Below are 14,467 nucleotides of genomic sequence, written 5' to 3' on the forward strand. Positions count from 1 at the left end.
CCCGCTCAGTCGTCGGCGGGGTTGCCGTCGGCGTCCCAGTTCGCGGCGTTCTTCTTGCTCGGCTGCACGCGCGGCGGCTCGCCCGGCATCTTCGGGAACTCCGGCGGGAAGGGCAGCTCCCCGAGGCCGTTCGCCGTGTCGCGCTCCCACCACTCCAGGAGCGTGTCGATGCGCCCGGGCTTCGCCTGCATGTCGGCCCACGGGTCGCCGACCTCTTCGAGCCGCTGCGGGATGCTCCGCACGGTGAAGACGCGCGGGTCGAGATCGTCGAGCTCCTCCCAGTGCACGGGCGTCGCGACGGTCGCACCGGGGAGGGCACGCGGACTGTACGCGCCGGCCATCGTGCGGTCGCGGTTGGCCTGATTGAAGTCGACGAAGAGGCGCTCGCCGCGCTCCTCCTTCCACCAGTTCGTCGTGACCCGGTCCGGCATCCGGCGCTCGAGCTCCCGGCCGGCGGCGATCACGGCATGCCGCACGTCGAGGAACTCGTGGGTGGGCTCGATCGGGGCGAAGACGTGCAGGCCCCGGTTGCCGCTCGTCTTCGCGAACGCCTCGAGGCCGGCCTCCCGCAGCACCTCCCGCAGGGCGTGGGCCGCGGGGACGGCCTCGGCGAAGCCGGTGCCCGGCTGCGGGTCGAGGTCGATCCGCAGCTCGACGGGGTTGTCGGAATCGGTCGCCAACGACGCCCAGGGATGGAAGACGATGGTGTTCATCTGCACCGCCCACACGATCGCGCTGGTGCGGTTCAGGACGATCTGGGGATGGCGGCGGCCGCTGTTGTACGTGACCGTGACGGCGTCGACGAAGTCCGGAGTGCCCTTGGGCGGGTTCTTCGAGAAGAAGCCCTCCGGCCGCGGTCCTCCGGCGGTCCCCACGCCGTCCCGGAAGCGCTCCAGAGACACCGGCCGGTTGCCGTTCGCCGCGAGGAACGGCACCGACACGAGCTGCACGTACTCGGCGAGCTCGGCCTTGGTGATGCCGAGGTCGGGCCAGACGACCCGGTTCGGGCTGGAGAGCGCGACCTCACGCCCTCCATCGGTGTCGGCGACGGTCAGGGTCACGCGTTCAGAGGCCATGCTCCGACCCTAGGGCGCGGTCACGACCCGCGGAACCCCCGGCGACTCCGGGTGCGCGCCGTCAGTCCTCGATCCGCACCGCGCGCACGAGCACCGGCGCGAGGGCGTCGCGCTCCACCACCATGGAGGGCCCTGCGGAGTCGATGATGACGCCGGCCATCTCGGAGTGGCTCGACAGCACCTTCGCGAGCTGGTCCGGCTCGAACGGCAGCGGGCGGTCGCCCCGGCCGAGCGCGATGACCTCCAGCGGGTGCGAGAAGAGCTGGAGGAAGCGGCGGCCGTCGGCGGTCTGCGCCTCGGCGATGCCGACCTGCCCGGTGCCGGATCCGTCGTTCACCGCCACCCACATGCGGGTCGTGGCGAGAGCCTCGCCCACCTTGGCGGGCGAGTCCTGCTCCCGCGGTGCCGCGAGCAGGGACTTCACGGTCATGTCGACGTCGGCCTGCTCGAGCGTCTTCTGCAGGAGCTCGGTGGGGAACACCACACGATGCGGCGCGGACGCGTTGTCGATGATGAGACCTGCGAAGTCGCCGGAGACGACCTGCTGCATCACCGAGGTCGTCGGCTGGGCGACAGCGGAGGTCGCGGACGGATCGGCTTCGAGCTGCACGGAATCCCGGACGGCGGCCGCCGAGCTGAACGCCAGCATGAACTGGCGCTCCCCATCGCGGACCACGGCGACGGCGAGCGGCTTGCCCTCGCTGATCTGCGCGCGGGCATCGCCGTTCACGCGGATGTAGAGGTGCCCCTGGAGAGCCTGGCGGAGCACCCCGAGGAGCTGCTCGTTCGAGGCCCCCGCCTCGATCTGCGCCAGGGACTCGCGCAGAAGGACGTTGTCCTTCATGCCGGCCACGGTCTCGGTCTGCTCCGGCGGGAGCGCGGGAGCGAGCGGGAGCTTCCGCTCGGCCGCCGGTGCCGCGGGCTCCGCGGTGGGGCTCGGCGGCGTCGGCGCGGCAGCGGGCGCCGCGGCTGCCGCCGCGGCCTCCGGATCCGGAAGCGCGACCTCGGGCCCGGCTTCGGCGCCGACACCGCGGAACGCCTGCACCGAGATGCCGACGGTGGGCGAGGCCTCGGCCGTCGGAGCCTCCGACTCCTCGGTCGCCGTGCTCGCGTCCTCCTCGCTCTCGGTGGCCGGAGCGGCGGAGGGGGCGGGAGCGACGGCGTCGTCGCCGGACTTCTTACGGCGGGAGAAGAGGGCCATGGGAGCCAGCCTAACCGTGTCTCCCCGCCCTCTCCGCCGCGACGTCAGAGCTTCTGGATCGGGGCGACCTTGATGAGCAGCTTCTTCTGCCCTGCCGTGTCGAACCGGACATGGGCGATGCGCTTGGCGCCTTCGCCCGTGACGGCGTCGACCCTCCCCTCGCCGAAGTCGTCGTGCCGGATGCGGTCGCCGGCGGCGAGCTCGAGGTCGCCGTTGTCGCGCATCTTGGCGGTGACGCGGTTGGGGATCTTGTCCATCGCCGTGGAGAGCGGCTTGAGGGACTCGCGGGGCAGGGCCTTCACGCCGAAGCGGTCGCCGGACCCACCGGAGCGACGGGCGTTCAGCGCACGCGACTGCATGCCCCCGCGGGAGTTCACGTCGCCCGGGGACTGCCGCCAGTCGATGAGGGAGGCCGGGATCTCCTGCAGGAACCGGCTGGGCATGGCGACCGTCACCTCGCCGAACTGCGCGCGGGTCATCGCCAGGGACAGGTGCAGGCGCTTGCGGGCGCGGGTGATGCCCACGTAGAACAGGCGTCGCTCCTCCTGCGGTCCCCCGGGCTCCCCCGCCGAGATGCGGTGCGGGATGAGGTCTTCCTCGACGCCGGTGACGAAGACCGCGTCGTACTCCAGGCCCTTGGCGGTGTGCATCGTCATGAGCGAGACCGATCCGGACTCGTCGTCGAGGTCGTCCGCGTCGGAGACCAGCGCGACCTCGGTGAGGAAGTCGGTGATGGTGCCCTCGGGGTTGTTGCGCGCGAAGTCGCGGGTCACCGCCACGAACTCGTCGAGGTTCTCCACGCGGGCCTCGTCCTGCGGATCGCGGCTGGCGCGCAGCGCGTCGAGGTAGCCGCTCTTGGAGAGCAGCAGGCTGAGCCCGTCCGCCACGGAGGTGGGCGGCGGCACCTCCCCCGTCGGCGGCAGCATGATCGCCGTCGCCTCGGCGAGCACGGCGTCGAGCTGGGCGATGGCAGCCTGGATCTTCGGTCCCACGCCGAGCTGGCCCGGCAGCGACAGGGCATCGCGGAAGGAGATGCCGTGCTCCTCGGCGAAGCGGGCGATGGCGGTCTCGGTGACGTCGCCGATGCCGCGCCGCGGCTTGTTGAGGATACGGCGCACCGCCATCTCGTCGGCGGGGTTGGCGACCGCCACGAGATAGGCCAGCGCGTCCTTGATCTCGGCGCGCTCGTAGAACTTCGTGCCGCCCATGATCTTGTAGGGCACGGCCGAGCGGATGAAGATCTCCTCCAGCGCGCGGGACTGCGAGTTCGTGCGGTAGAAGACGGCCATCTCCGAGTACGGCATGCCCTTGCGGTGCAGGGCCTCGATCTCGTCGGCGACGAACTGGGCCTCGTCGTGCTGCGAGTAGCCGGTGAAGCCGATGATCTTGTCGCCCTCGCCGCGGTCGCTCCAGAGCTTCTTGTCCTTGCGGTCGAAGTTGTTGCCGATGACGGCGTTCGCCGCGGAGAGGATGTTCTGCGTCGAGCGGTAGTTCTGCTCGAGGAGCACGACCTTCGCCCCCGGGAAGTCGCGCTCGAACTCGCTGATGTTGCGGATGTCCGCGCCGCGGAAGGCGTAGATCGACTGATCCGAGTCGCCGACCACCGTCAGCGACGCCCCGGCCTCACCGGCTCCCGGCGCAGGCTCGGGATCGGGCTCGAAGATCATCATGCCGTTGGCGGCATACGGCTCCGGCGTCGCGCCGACGCCGGACACCGGACGGGTGAGCTCGTGGATGAGCGCGTACTGCGCGTGGTTGGTGTCCTGGTACTCGTCGACGAGGATGTGCCGGAAGCGGCGGCGGTAGGTGTCGGCGACCTGGGGGAACGCCCGGAACAGGTAGACCGTCTGCCCGATGAGGTCGTCGAAGTCGAAGGCGTTGGCCTTCTGGAGCTGGCGCTGGTAGTCGGCGAAGACCTCGACGAAGACGCGCTCGGCCGGGTCGCTCATGTTGGCCTGTCGCGCGTAGGACTCGGCATCGGAGAGTTCGTTCTTGAGCTTGGAGATGCGCCCCTGGACCGCCGCCGGGGTGAGCCCGTAGGCGTCGGCCTCGTGCTCCTTGACCAGCCGCTTGAGGAGGGCGCGGGAGTCTCCGGAGTCGTAGATGGTGAAGTTCTTGGTGAACCCGAACTGCTGCGCCTCGCGGCGGAGGATCCGCACGCACGCGGAGTGGAACGTGGAGATCCACATGCCGCGCGCGGCGTCGCCGATGAGCCCCTCGACGCGCTCGCGCATCTCGCCGGCGGCCTTGTTGGTGAAGGTGATGGCGAGGATCTGGCTCGGCCACGCCTCGCGGCTGCGCAGGAGCGAGGCGATGCGGCGCGTGAGCACGCTCGTCTTGCCCGAGCCGGCACCGGCGACGATGAGCAGCGCGGGGCCGCGATACGTGACGGCCTCGAGCTGCTGGGGGTTGAGGCCGGCGAGGAGGTCGTCCTGCGCGGGGGCGCCGGAGGACTGCGGGCCGACGGAACCGGGGACGATGAGAGGGGCTTCGGTCATGACCTCTCGAGTCTAGGCGGCGGCACCGACATCGAGGTCCCCGCCGGGGAGGGATGCAGGCGACCGCCCGCACCCCTCCCCCGGTCAGGCGGTGCGCTTCCGACGGCGCAGCGCGAGGACCCCGGTCGCGAGGAGCATCAGCGCGAGCGCGGTGGCGGCCACCGGCAGGTCCGCTCCGGTCGCGGCCAGCCCCTCGCCCGCGGCAGTGACGCGCAGGTCGGCCCAGCCGAGGAGCGTCCCATCCGCCGCGTAGACGGCGATGCGGTGCGCGCCCAGCGGCGCGTCCATCGGAACGGTGACCGTGAGGGCACCCGTCGCCGAAAGCGTCCCCGCAGCCAGGCGGACCGGGTCGGAGTACATCCAGACCTCCGCCCGCGCTCCGACGGCATCCGCGCCGACCGTGACGGTGACCCGCTGCCCCCGTGCGGCCACCGCCGGATCGACGGTGACGCCGTGGCGGTTGCCGTCCTCGAGCTCCGAGCCGGGAAGCGGCGGGTTCTCCCCACCAGGGTTCTCCCCACCAGGGTTCTCGCCGCCGGGGTTCTCGCCGCCGGGGTTCTCGCCGCCGGGGTTCTCGGCGCCTGTGCCGCCCGGCAGCGTGCCGGTGCGCAGCGCCTCCGAGGCGAAGCCATCGGCGAACCACCACACCGGACGCCGTCCGTCGACCGCGAGCGACGCGGGAGCCGTGGCGAAGCCCTCGTTGTTGATGACGGGCATGCCGGCGGGCCGCGCGTAGTGGGCGATCCCGGGCTGGGCGGTCCCGTTCAGGGTGAGCTCGGCGGAGCGGCCCTGGCACCCGTCGTCGCACACCGCCCACAGGGTGCCGCGGACGGCATCCCAGTCGAGCGCCATGACACCGGTGAGCCCGGGGGAGATCTCGGAGACGAGCGTGGCCGTGCCGTCCCCGGCGAGCGCGAAGGCGTAGACGTGCCCATTGTCCTCCACCGCGACGAAGAAGAGACCGTCGCCGTGTCCCGGATGCACGGCCGGGTCGTAGGCCGTCCCGGTGGTGTCGTCGAAGAGCTTTCCGTTCAGCGCACTGTCCGGCACCCACTGCACGGCCTCGATGCCGAGGTTCGCGCCGACCGCCGGGAGCATCGCCGTGAGATCCCATTCCCGCTGCGCCACGAGATCGCCGGCCGCCGCGTCCGGATCGACCTGCAGCAGCACGTTCTGGTTCACACCCTTGGCGCTGTTGTCGCGCTCGGACGCCACGTAGACCAGGCCCCTCCCGTCGACCGTGATGCCTTCGGTGTCCGGCCCTGCGGCGCCCGGGTTCCCGGCGTCCTTGGCGAAGCGCACGCGCTTGCCCTCGTCCCAGCCCGCGGCCTTCTCCACCGAGCCGTCCGCGTGGGCCTCGAGCTTCCAGATGCGCCCCTCGCCGTTGTCCACGGCCCAGAGGAATGCCCCGTCCGCGGTCTCCTGCACGTCGAGGCCGGAACTGTCCTCGAGGAACGTCGGCACGTCGTCGAGCACCCGCACCTCGGCCGACCCCGGCCAGGTGCCGACGGCGACCTCGCCCGCGCACACGTTCGGCGCGCCCTTCGTCGGCGTCGCGGTCGCCGCGAAGGCTCCCGTGGTGTCAGGGCAGCGGCCCCAGGAGGTCGCCGCGTGGCCCTCGCCCCAGGCGGTCTCGTCGATGAGCAGCTCACCGTCGAAGAGGCGGACGGCGTCGCCCGCGCCCAGCCCGAAGCCGAGGGCCGAACGCTCGATGACGAAGAAGCCTCCGGCCGGGATCGTCGTGCCGACGGGGACGGTGTAGGCGTGGGCGTCGTCGTCGTCCTTCACGACGGCGCCACCGATGTCGAGCGAGGCGCCGGTCGGGTTGACGAGCTCGATCCAGTCGTCCGGCGCCCCACCGTCGGACTCGACCTCGTTGATCCGCACCGGGTTCCCGCAGGCGTTGCGCTGCCCCTTCGTCGCTGCCGGCGCGTCGATGAACGTGCCCGTCCCGTCGGCGCAGCGCGCCCAGACGCCGTCGGCATGCGCGGAGTAGACGTGCTCGTCGATGGTGAGTCCGTTCGCGTCCCGCAGCGTCACGGTGTCGCCGTTGCCCAGCCCGAAGACGAAGTCGGTGGGCTGATCGAAGACCCGGTATCCGCCCGGGGGCAGCAGCGTCCCCGCCGGCAGCGGCGTCGTCTCCGAGGCGTGTCCGACCGGATCGCCGTCCATGACGGTCCAGCCGGACAGGTCGACCGTGGCGCTGCCGGTGTTCACGACCTCCACCCAGTCGGTCGCGTCGCCGTTGGACTCGATCTCGTTGATCGCGACGTCCGGGAGGACGCAGGAGTTCGCCGCTCCCGGGGTCGCGTGGGCGAGCACGAAGGCGCCGGCACCGTCCGGGCAGCGCGCGAGCGTGGCGGCGGCGAAGTCCCCGTCGATGGCGGCGTGTCCCTCCCAGGGCTGCGTGTCGTCGACGAGCGTGCCCGCGGTGTCGAAGAGGCGGATGCGGTCGGCGCTGCCGATCCCGATGGAGTCGCGGAACGCCGCCTCCACGCCGTCGACGAGCCCGATCGTGCCCTCATCGACGACGAGGAACGCTCCTGGTTCGATCGTGGCGCCCGGCAGGAAGCGCCACCGGTGGTCATCGGAGTTGTCGCGGATCTCGTATCCGGAGACATCGAGCGCCTCCGTCCCCGGGTTGTGGAACTCGACCCAGTCGGCCGGCTGCGAGTCGACCTCGTTGATGCGGATCGACCCCGCGACCGGCGCGACCCGGCAGTCGTTGGGCGCGCCCGGTGTCGCCGCCATGGCATGCGCCCAGGCGCCCGTCCCGTCGGCGCAGCGCGCCCAGACCGCCAGCGGCGCGGTGTTCGCGTAGGCGTAGGAATCGACCTCGACCCCCTCCGGGTCGTGGAGGACGACCTCGTCCCCCTTGCCCAGGCCGAAGGCGAAGTCCACGTCCTTCACCAGGACGAGGAACGCGCCCGGTGCGAGCACCGTCCCGGCCGGTGCCGCGCCGAAGCTGTCGCGCTTCTCGTCCGAGACCCTCCAGCCGGTCAGGTCGACGCTCGCCGAGCCCGCGTTGTAGATCTCGATCTGGTCGGCGAGCCCGGTCGCCGCGTCGTCGTACACGATCTCGTTGAGGACGAGCCCTGCTTCGCCGGTCGGCGCGGGCTCGCCGGGAGGGATGGCACCGGAGGCGGCGACGGGGGCGGAGATCAGGGCGGCGGCGCTCAGCGCGCACGCCGCCGTGACGGCGGCCACGGAGTGCAGTCGGGGCATGGGGGCTCCTGGAAGAAGGCTCGACTGAGCGCAGACGGGTACCCGTCCAGACCACCGCTGCCGCATGGCCGTCCGTCGACCCGTCGGTGGACGGCCGGTGAACGGTCGGTGGCGTCTTCCTCGGCCCCGACGCTCAGGCGATCCGCGTGCCGGGCGGCAGCCGCCGCGCGGGCGTCCGGGTGCGGGCCCATGCCCCCGCGAACAGCGCCCCGGCGAGCACGACCTGCACGCCGAGCCCGACGAACCAGCTCGGCACGGTCTCGTCGATCACCTGTTCGGCCGTCTGGGAACCGCTCTCCGGATCGCAGTCGTCCCAGCGCTGCTCCAGCGGCGAGAGCTGCGCGCTGCGGACGCCCCACTTGATCTGCCCGTACAGATCGACCGGGTAGCCGTCCTTGCTGAACTCGGTGGGGGTCGCGTCGGCGAGCACGACGAACGGGTTGGCGGCGAGCGCCCACCACACGAGGTCGAACCGCGGCGCCTCGTACGTGTAGCTCTCCCAGCTCTCGCAGTCCACGTTGCCGTTGTTGTCGTAGGGGCGGCTGTAGCTGGTCGCCTCGCTGCGCACGGCCAGGCCGCCGAGCGCGAAGACGATGATCGTGCCGATGACGAGCGCCGAGACCACGAGGTAGGTGGACGCGACGGAGAACAGCGGGCGGGCGATGAGGCCGCTCAGGCCGACGCCGATCGCGGCGACGATGACGATCTCGACGGCGAGGATGAGCAGCGCCACGAACAGCACGATCGGATCGGTCCCGCCCGCCAGCAGCGACGCCGCGAGGAAGGGAACCGCCACCAGGAGGAACGCGCCGCCCGTCGCGATCGCCGCGAGCAGCTTGCCCAGCATGATGTCGCCGGTCGATGCCGCGGTGACCTGGATCGGCGCGAGCGTGGCCGCATCCCGGTCGCCGTTGATGGCGTTGCCGCTGAGCGTCGGCGAGACGAGCACGACGAGCAGCAGGACCACGTTGACGACGATGGACGACACGCCCGCCCCGACGTCCTCCCCCCAGGAGTACACGGCGAACGACAGGCCGGTGACGCCGAGGAGCACCAGCGCGAAGACGCCGAGGAGCACGTACCAGCCGACGCTCCGCAGCCGCTGGGTCAGTTCCAGGCGCGCGATGACGCCGATGTTCGCGAGGCTCATGCTCCCGCCTCCGTTCCGTGGGGTGCCGCAGGCGGCGGGGGCGGCGGGGTCGTCGCCGCGAGCGGCTGGGGGTGCCGGAGCGCGAGGAACGTGTGCTCCAGATCGCTCTGCGCGGGTGCGAACTCCGCGACCGGCAGCCCCGCCTCCACGAGGAGACGCAGCGACCGGGCGGCGGCGTCCTCCCCGGGGAAGCCGACGAGGACGGCGCCGCGGTCCACGGCGAGGGACTCAGGTGCCAGTCCGAGAGTCGACGCGACCTGCCACGTGTCCGCGTTCAGGCGCTCCGCGGTGGCACCGGCGAGCCGCACCCGCCAGGCGCGGACCGTGCTCTGCGCCGGAGCGGCATCCACAACGGCCCCGCCGACGAGGAAGACGGCGTCGTCGACGACCTCTTCCAGCTCGGACAGCACGTGGCTGGAGATGAGGACCGTGCGCCCTTCGGCCGCGAAGCGGCGCAGCAGCACCCGCAGCTGCACGCGGGCCTCGGGATCGAGGCCCGACGCCGGCTCGTCGAGAAGCAGCACCTGCGGGTCGTGGACGAGAGCGCGGGCGAGGCCGAGCTTCTGCTTCTGCCCGCGGGAGAGCACCTTCGCGGCGGAGTCCGCGAGTTCTCCCAGGCCGACGAGACCGAGGAGGTGCTGCGCCCGCCGCTCCGCGTCCGCGCGGTCGATCCCGTAGAGGCGGGCCGTGGTCACGATGGTCTCGCGGGCCGTGAGCGAGGGCCAGGCGCCGAGGGCGTCCGGCATCCACCCCAGCACGCGACGCGCCGCGAGCGGATCGGCTTCGGGGTCGATGCCGCCGATGCGGATCGAGCCGCTGTCGGGGGCGAGCAACGAGGCGAGCATCAGGAGCAGCGTCGTCTTGCCCGCGCCGTTCGGGCCCACCAGGCCCGTCACCCTTCCCGCCTCTGCGCGCAGCGTGGCCCCTCGCACGGCCTGCACGTCCCCGAACGCCCTGCTGACGTCGTCCACCACTATTCCGGTCATGCGGTCAGTCTGGCATCGACGGGCGCGAGCGCCGGGGACCTCCGGGCTGATGCCCAGCCGCGCCGCCCCGCGGGTGACACAATCGCTGTATGCGCACGATCCTCAACATCATCTGGGTCATCCTCGCGGGCTGGGCGCTCTTCCTCGGCTACGTGCTTGCCGGCCTGCTGCTGTGCATCCCGATCGTCACGATCCCGTGGGCCATCGCGTCCTTCCGCATCGCCGCCTACGCCATCTGGCCGTTCGGCCGCGAGGTCGTCAGCAAGCCGACGGCCGGCGTCGGCTCGTTCCTCGGGAACGTGCTCTGGGTCATCCTCGCGGGGTGGTGGCTCGCGCTCGGCCACATCGTGTCGGGACTGGCACTGTGCATCACCATCATCGGCATCCCGATGGGCATCGCCGACTTCAAGATGGTCCCGGTGTCGCTCATGCCGCTCGGCAAGGAGATCGTCTCCACCCGTCAGGGCGCGTTCGACCGCACGCTCTGACCCCGACGGGTCAACTGCGGAAGAACGCCACGCCGAGATCGGGGTGGTCGACGAAGACGCCGTCCACGCCCTGCCGGGCGATCACGCCCCACTCGGCCTCGTAGTGCCCGAAAGCGCTCTTGCCTCCCGGACCGCGGTAGGGCGCCGCGAGGAAGGCGTTCTCCGGACGGCAGGTCCAGGTGAAGACGGTCAGGCCGCGGGCATGGGCATCGGCGACCAGCGTCGTGCCCGGCGCCATGAGCATCTTCTTGTCGACGCTGATCCCGTCGACCTGACCGACCAGGCGATCCAGATTCCCGGGGGTCACGGTCTCCGGGTAGCTCAAGGCCTTCGATCCCTCGGCGACGAGCAGGTCGTACGGCTGTCCCGCCGCCTCGATCAGGTACACGAAGCTCGCGTCGACGCCCGCGGCGCGGAGCTGCCCGAGCACGGTCGACTCGAAGCTCTCCACGATCAGCGGCAGCTCCCCCGCCGCCCATCCGGCGTCGCGCAACTCCCGCGCGATGAGGGGCGCGAGGTCGAGTCCGATGCTCGCGAAATGCGTGGCGTGCTTCACCTCGAGCACGACGCCGATCGGCCGACTCTGCTCCTGCGCGGCCGCCCGCACGAGGTCGAGGACGTCGCGCAGGCGCAGGATGGGTTCCGTGCCGTCGAAGGAGGCGCTGGACGCCCGGAGCTTCGGCAGCCGTTCCCGGCAGCGCAGCGTGGACAGCTCCGCCCAGGTGAAGTCCTCCGTGAACCAGCCGGTCAGTGCGGCACCGTCCACGCGCCTCGTCGTGCGGCGATCCGCGAACTCCGGGTGATCGGCGACGTCCGTGATGCCGGAGATCTCGTTCTCGTGCCGCACGACCAGGACACCGTCTTGGGTGGCGACCACGTCCGGCTCGACCGCGTCGACCCCCATCGCGAGAGCGAGCTCGTAAGACGAACGGGTGTGCTCCGGTCGGTGACCCGGGGCACCGCGATGCCCAATGACGAGCGGGGATTTGCTGGGCACGCTCACAGCGTAAGGCACCCCGGGAGTGTCGCCTCACGGGTATCGTGGAGGAAAGCGACCTACGACCCCCCTTTTGGAGTGAGGCCCACCTGATGAGCAACTTCGCTTTCAACAATCCTGCTTTCCAGCAGCAGGACCCGCGCAACGTCGCGACCTACCCGGGTGCGCCCCAGGGCGCTCAGGGCGCGCAGGCCGCGTCGCTCCAGCACGGCGCGATGGATGCCGCCGCCAACGCGCAGCTCGAGGGCATGTACGCCGCTCCCGCCGCAGGCGCCCTCGAGACCGACCGGATGTCCGTCGAGGACACCGTGTGGAAGACCGCCGGCCTCTTCGGCATCCTCCTCGTCACCGCCGTCGTCGGCTGGGTGCTGACGCTCGGCGGCCTCGACGTGCCGCGCTACGACCCGTACAACCCCGCCGCCGTCAACGTGCTGCCCTGGGCCCTCGGGGCGCTCGGCGGTTTCGTGCTGGCGATGGTCATCACCTTCACCTCGCGCAAGAAGGTCCGCCCCGCACTGATCTTCGCCTACGCGGCCTTCGAGGGTCTCTTCATCGGCGGCATCTCGGCGTTCTTCGAGGTCCGCTGGCCCGGCATCGTCTTCCAGGCGACGCTCGCCACCGTCTCGGTCGTCGGCGTGACCCTCGCCCTCTTCGCGAGCGGCAAGATCCGCGCCTCGAAGAAGGCGACCAAGATCTTCATGATCGCGATGATCGGCTACCTGGTCTTCTCGCTCCTGAACCTCGTCCTCATGTGGACGGGTGTCAACACCAACGCCTTCGGGCTGTTCAGCCAGGAGATCATGGGCATCCCGCTCGGCCTCATCATCGGCGTCCTCGTCGTGATCATGGCGGCGTACTCGCTGGTGCTCGACTTCGACCAGATCCAGCAGGGCGTGCGCAACGGCGCTCCCCGCAAGTACGGCTGGCTCGGCGGCTTCGGCATCATGGTCACCGTCGTCTGGCTGTACGTCGAGATCCTCCGGATCATCGCGATCGCCCGCGGCAACAACTGACGCGATCCGTCGCGACGAGAGGCCCGTCTCCTGGGGAGGCGGGCCTCTTGCCATATCCGGGAGGCCGCGCGCAAGGGGTTGGCACGCGAATCCGGAGCCGGGCACAGTAGGTGTCACGAGGCCCCGGCACCCCGGGGCTCCTGACCCAAGGAGCTGACCATGAGTTTTCTCGGCTTTCTTCTTCTCGGCCTCATCGCCGGAGCCATCGCGAAGCTGATCCTGCCCGGCAAGCAGGGCGGCGGATGGTTCATCACCCTGCTGCTCGGCGTCGTCGGCGCCCTGCTCGGCGGCTGGCTCGGCAGCCTGATCCTCAACCGTCCGCTCACCGAGTTCTGGGACCTCGGCACCTGGCTCCTCGCCATCGGCGGTTCGATCATCGTGCTGCTGATCTACGGTCTCATCGCCGGCCGCGGCCAGCGGGTCAACGACTGACGCAGACCCCACTCGACGCGCCCCGCGTCACCCACGCCCGTCCCTCACGGCTGCGAGAGCATCCGTGAGGGGCGGGTCTTTTCGTGCTGCGGACGATCAGCTCCCGGCACCGCGCGCCTTGCGCTCCAGGAGTCCGCGCTCGCGGTCGTTGCCCGCCAGTGCCGCGGCGGTCGCGAACTCGCCGCGCGCCTCGCTCTCCCTGCCGAGTCGGCGCAGCAGCTCGCCACGCGTGGCCGGGAGCAGGTGGTAGCCGCGCAGCGCCCCGGACGCCGCCAACTCATCTATCAGCCGCAGCGCGGAGGCGGGCCCTGTCGCCATGGCCACGGCGGCCGCGCGGTTCAGCTCCACCACCGGGGACGGGGTGAGCCGGCCCAGCGCCTCGTAGAGGACGACGATGCGGTCCCAGTCGGTCTCCTCCACGGACGGCGCGACGGCATGGCATTCGGCGATGGCGGCCTGCAGACTGTAAGGCCCGCGTCCGCGGCCGAGTCCGTCCGCCCGCGCCAGGGCTGCTCTCCCCCGCGCGATGCGGCTGCGGTCCCACCGCCGACGGTCCTGATCGGCGAGCAGCACCGGGTCGCCGTTCCGGTCGGTCCGCGCCGGGAAACGTGCGGCCGTGAGCTCCAGGAGCGCGAGCAGGCCGTGCACCTCCGGTTCCCGGGGCTGCAGCGCGGCGAGCACCCTGGCGAGCCGGATGGCCTCGTCGCTCAGCTCCGGCCGCATCCACTCCGGACCGCTGCTGGCCGCGTGCGCTTCGTTGAAGATGAGATAGAGCACCCCGAGGACCGCGCCGAGCCGCGCCGCATGCTCCTCCCGCGGTGGCACCTCGAACGGCGCGTGCGCGGCCGCCAGCGTCTTCTTCGCGCGCACGATCCGCTGCTGCACGGTCGCCGTGGGGATGAGGAAGGCGCGGGCGATCTCCTCACTCGTCAGACCGCCCACGACCCGCAGCGTGAGCGCGACCTGCGCCTCCCGGGAGAGGACCGGGTGGCACGCGATGAAGAGGAGGCGCAGCACATCGTCGTCCACGGCATCCGGGTCCCACGGCAGCTCATGCCCCTGCGCCTGCTCCTGCTCCTGCTCCAGGTCGTGCGCGATCAGCGCCAGACGGTCGTCCAGCCGCTCGCGGCGGCGCCATCCGTCCATCGCCTTCCGCTTCGCCACGGCCGTCAGCCACGCGGCGGGATTCTGCGGCACGCCCTCGGCGGGCCATTGCCGCAGCGCGGCGACCAGGGCCTCCTGCGCGAGATCTTCTGCCAGGCCGAAGTCGCCGACCATCCGCGTCAGTGCGCCGACGATGCGCGCGGACTCGATGCGCCACACGGCCGCGACCGCGCGCTCGGCCGCCTCCTGCGCGGAGGCGGCCGAGGTCGTCGCGGGGCCCGGGGAGCCGTCCATCAG

Annotated in this window: 11 protein-coding genes; 3 read left to right on the forward strand and 8 right to left on the reverse strand. The window is 71.5% G+C overall.

The features are described 5' to 3' along the window. Positions 1-5 precede the first annotated feature (5 nt). The 6 genes from ligD to B7W94_RS12705 form a co-directional block, all read right to left on the reverse strand. Positions 6-1,076, reverse strand: coding sequence for a non-homologous end-joining DNA ligase (gene ligD / locus B7W94_RS12680; RefSeq protein ID WP_085606856.1), 1,071 nt, complete (start codon positions 1,074-1,076; stop codon positions 6-8). Between the two features lie 61 nt (positions 1,077-1,137). Beyond that, complete coding sequence (locus B7W94_RS12685; RefSeq protein ID WP_085606857.1) at positions 1,138-2,277, reverse strand: SseB family protein; 1,140 nt, start codon at positions 2,275-2,277, stop codon at positions 1,138-1,140. Between the two features lie 44 nt (positions 2,278-2,321). Next, positions 2,322-4,775, reverse strand: a complete 2,454-nt coding sequence (locus tag B7W94_RS12690) for an ATP-dependent helicase (RefSeq protein WP_085606859.1) — start codon at positions 4,773-4,775, stop codon at positions 2,322-2,324. Positions 4,776-4,859: 84 nt separating this feature from the next. After that, positions 4,860-8,000: a lamin tail domain-containing protein gene (locus B7W94_RS12695; RefSeq protein WP_085606860.1), complete on the reverse strand. Its 3,141-nt coding sequence runs from the start codon at positions 7,998-8,000 to the stop codon at positions 4,860-4,862. Between the two features lie 133 nt (positions 8,001-8,133). After that, complete coding sequence (locus B7W94_RS12700; protein ID WP_085606862.1) at positions 8,134-9,150, reverse strand: ABC transporter permease; 1,017 nt, start codon at positions 9,148-9,150, stop codon at positions 8,134-8,136. Continuing rightward, positions 9,147-10,136 (reverse strand): ABC transporter ATP-binding protein, encoded by a 990-nt coding sequence (locus B7W94_RS12705; protein ID WP_085606864.1) that lies wholly within the window; start codon positions 10,134-10,136, stop codon positions 9,147-9,149. Before B7W94_RS12705 ends, B7W94_RS12700 begins: the two co-directional genes overlap by 4 nt. Before the next feature lie 89 nt (positions 10,137-10,225). Here B7W94_RS12705 and B7W94_RS12710 point away from each other — a divergent pair, with 89 nt between their 5' ends. Beyond that, positions 10,226-10,624, forward strand: a complete 399-nt coding sequence (locus B7W94_RS12710; RefSeq protein WP_025103758.1) for a YccF domain-containing protein — start codon at positions 10,226-10,228, stop codon at positions 10,622-10,624. Between the two features lie 10 nt (positions 10,625-10,634). Here the strand turns inward: B7W94_RS12710 and B7W94_RS12715 are convergent, their stop codons facing one another. Beyond that, positions 10,635-11,621, reverse strand: a complete 987-nt coding sequence (locus tag B7W94_RS12715; RefSeq protein WP_085606916.1) for a glycerophosphodiester phosphodiesterase family protein — start codon at positions 11,619-11,621, stop codon at positions 10,635-10,637. 92 nt (positions 11,622-11,713) lie between these two features. Here B7W94_RS12715 and B7W94_RS12720 point away from each other — a divergent pair, with 92 nt between their 5' ends. Then, positions 11,714-12,634 carry a Bax inhibitor-1/YccA family protein gene (locus B7W94_RS12720; protein WP_025103756.1) on the forward strand — a complete coding sequence of 307 codons (921 nt, stop codon included), beginning with the start codon at positions 11,714-11,716 and terminating at the stop codon, positions 12,632-12,634. Positions 12,635-12,793: 159 nt separating this feature from the next. Further along, positions 12,794-13,066, forward strand: coding sequence for a GlsB/YeaQ/YmgE family stress response membrane protein (locus tag B7W94_RS12725; RefSeq protein WP_025103755.1), 273 nt, complete (start codon positions 12,794-12,796; stop codon positions 13,064-13,066). A 96-nt stretch (positions 13,067-13,162) separates the two neighbouring features. On the opposite strand, the gene B7W94_RS12730 is transcribed toward B7W94_RS12725, so the two are convergent. Further along, positions 13,163-14,464: an RNA polymerase sigma factor gene (locus B7W94_RS12730; RefSeq protein ID WP_085606866.1), complete on the reverse strand. Its 1,302-nt coding sequence runs from the start codon at positions 14,462-14,464 to the stop codon at positions 13,163-13,165. Between the last annotated feature and the right edge of the window lie 3 nt (positions 14,465-14,467).

This window comes from Microbacterium sp. LEMMJ01 (assembly GCF_002114135.1).
Taxonomy (GTDB): domain Bacteria; phylum Actinomycetota; class Actinomycetes; order Actinomycetales; family Microbacteriaceae; genus Microbacterium.

Coding starts and splice junctions, on each gene's coding strand:
- B7W94_RS12700 (WP_085606862.1), bottom strand. CDS start 9,150: ATGAGCCTCGCGAACATCGGCGTCATCGCGCGCCTGGAACTGACCCAG.
- B7W94_RS12685 (WP_085606857.1), bottom strand. CDS start 2,277: ATGGCCCTCTTCTCCCGCCGTAAGAAGTCCGGCGACGACGCCGTCGCT.
- B7W94_RS12730 (WP_085606866.1), bottom strand. CDS start 14,464: ATGGACGGCTCCCCGGGCCCCGCGACGACCTCGGCCGCCTCCGCGCAG.
- B7W94_RS12695 (WP_085606860.1), bottom strand. CDS start 8,000: ATGCCCCGACTGCACTCCGTGGCCGCCGTCACGGCGGCGTGCGCGCTG.
- B7W94_RS12690 (WP_085606859.1), bottom strand. CDS start 4,775: ATGACCGAAGCCCCTCTCATCGTCCCCGGTTCCGTCGGCCCGCAGTCC.
- B7W94_RS12705 (WP_085606864.1), bottom strand. CDS start 10,136: ATGACCGGAATAGTGGTGGACGACGTCAGCAGGGCGTTCGGGGACGTG.
- B7W94_RS12725 (WP_025103755.1), top strand. CDS start 12,794: ATGAGTTTTCTCGGCTTTCTTCTTCTCGGCCTCATCGCCGGAGCCATC.
- B7W94_RS12710 (WP_025103758.1), top strand. CDS start 10,226: ATGCGCACGATCCTCAACATCATCTGGGTCATCCTCGCGGGCTGGGCG.
- B7W94_RS12720 (WP_025103756.1), top strand. CDS start 11,714: ATGAGCAACTTCGCTTTCAACAATCCTGCTTTCCAGCAGCAGGACCCG.
- ligD (WP_085606856.1), bottom strand. CDS start 1,076: ATGGCCTCTGAACGCGTGACCCTGACCGTCGCCGACACCGATGGAGGG.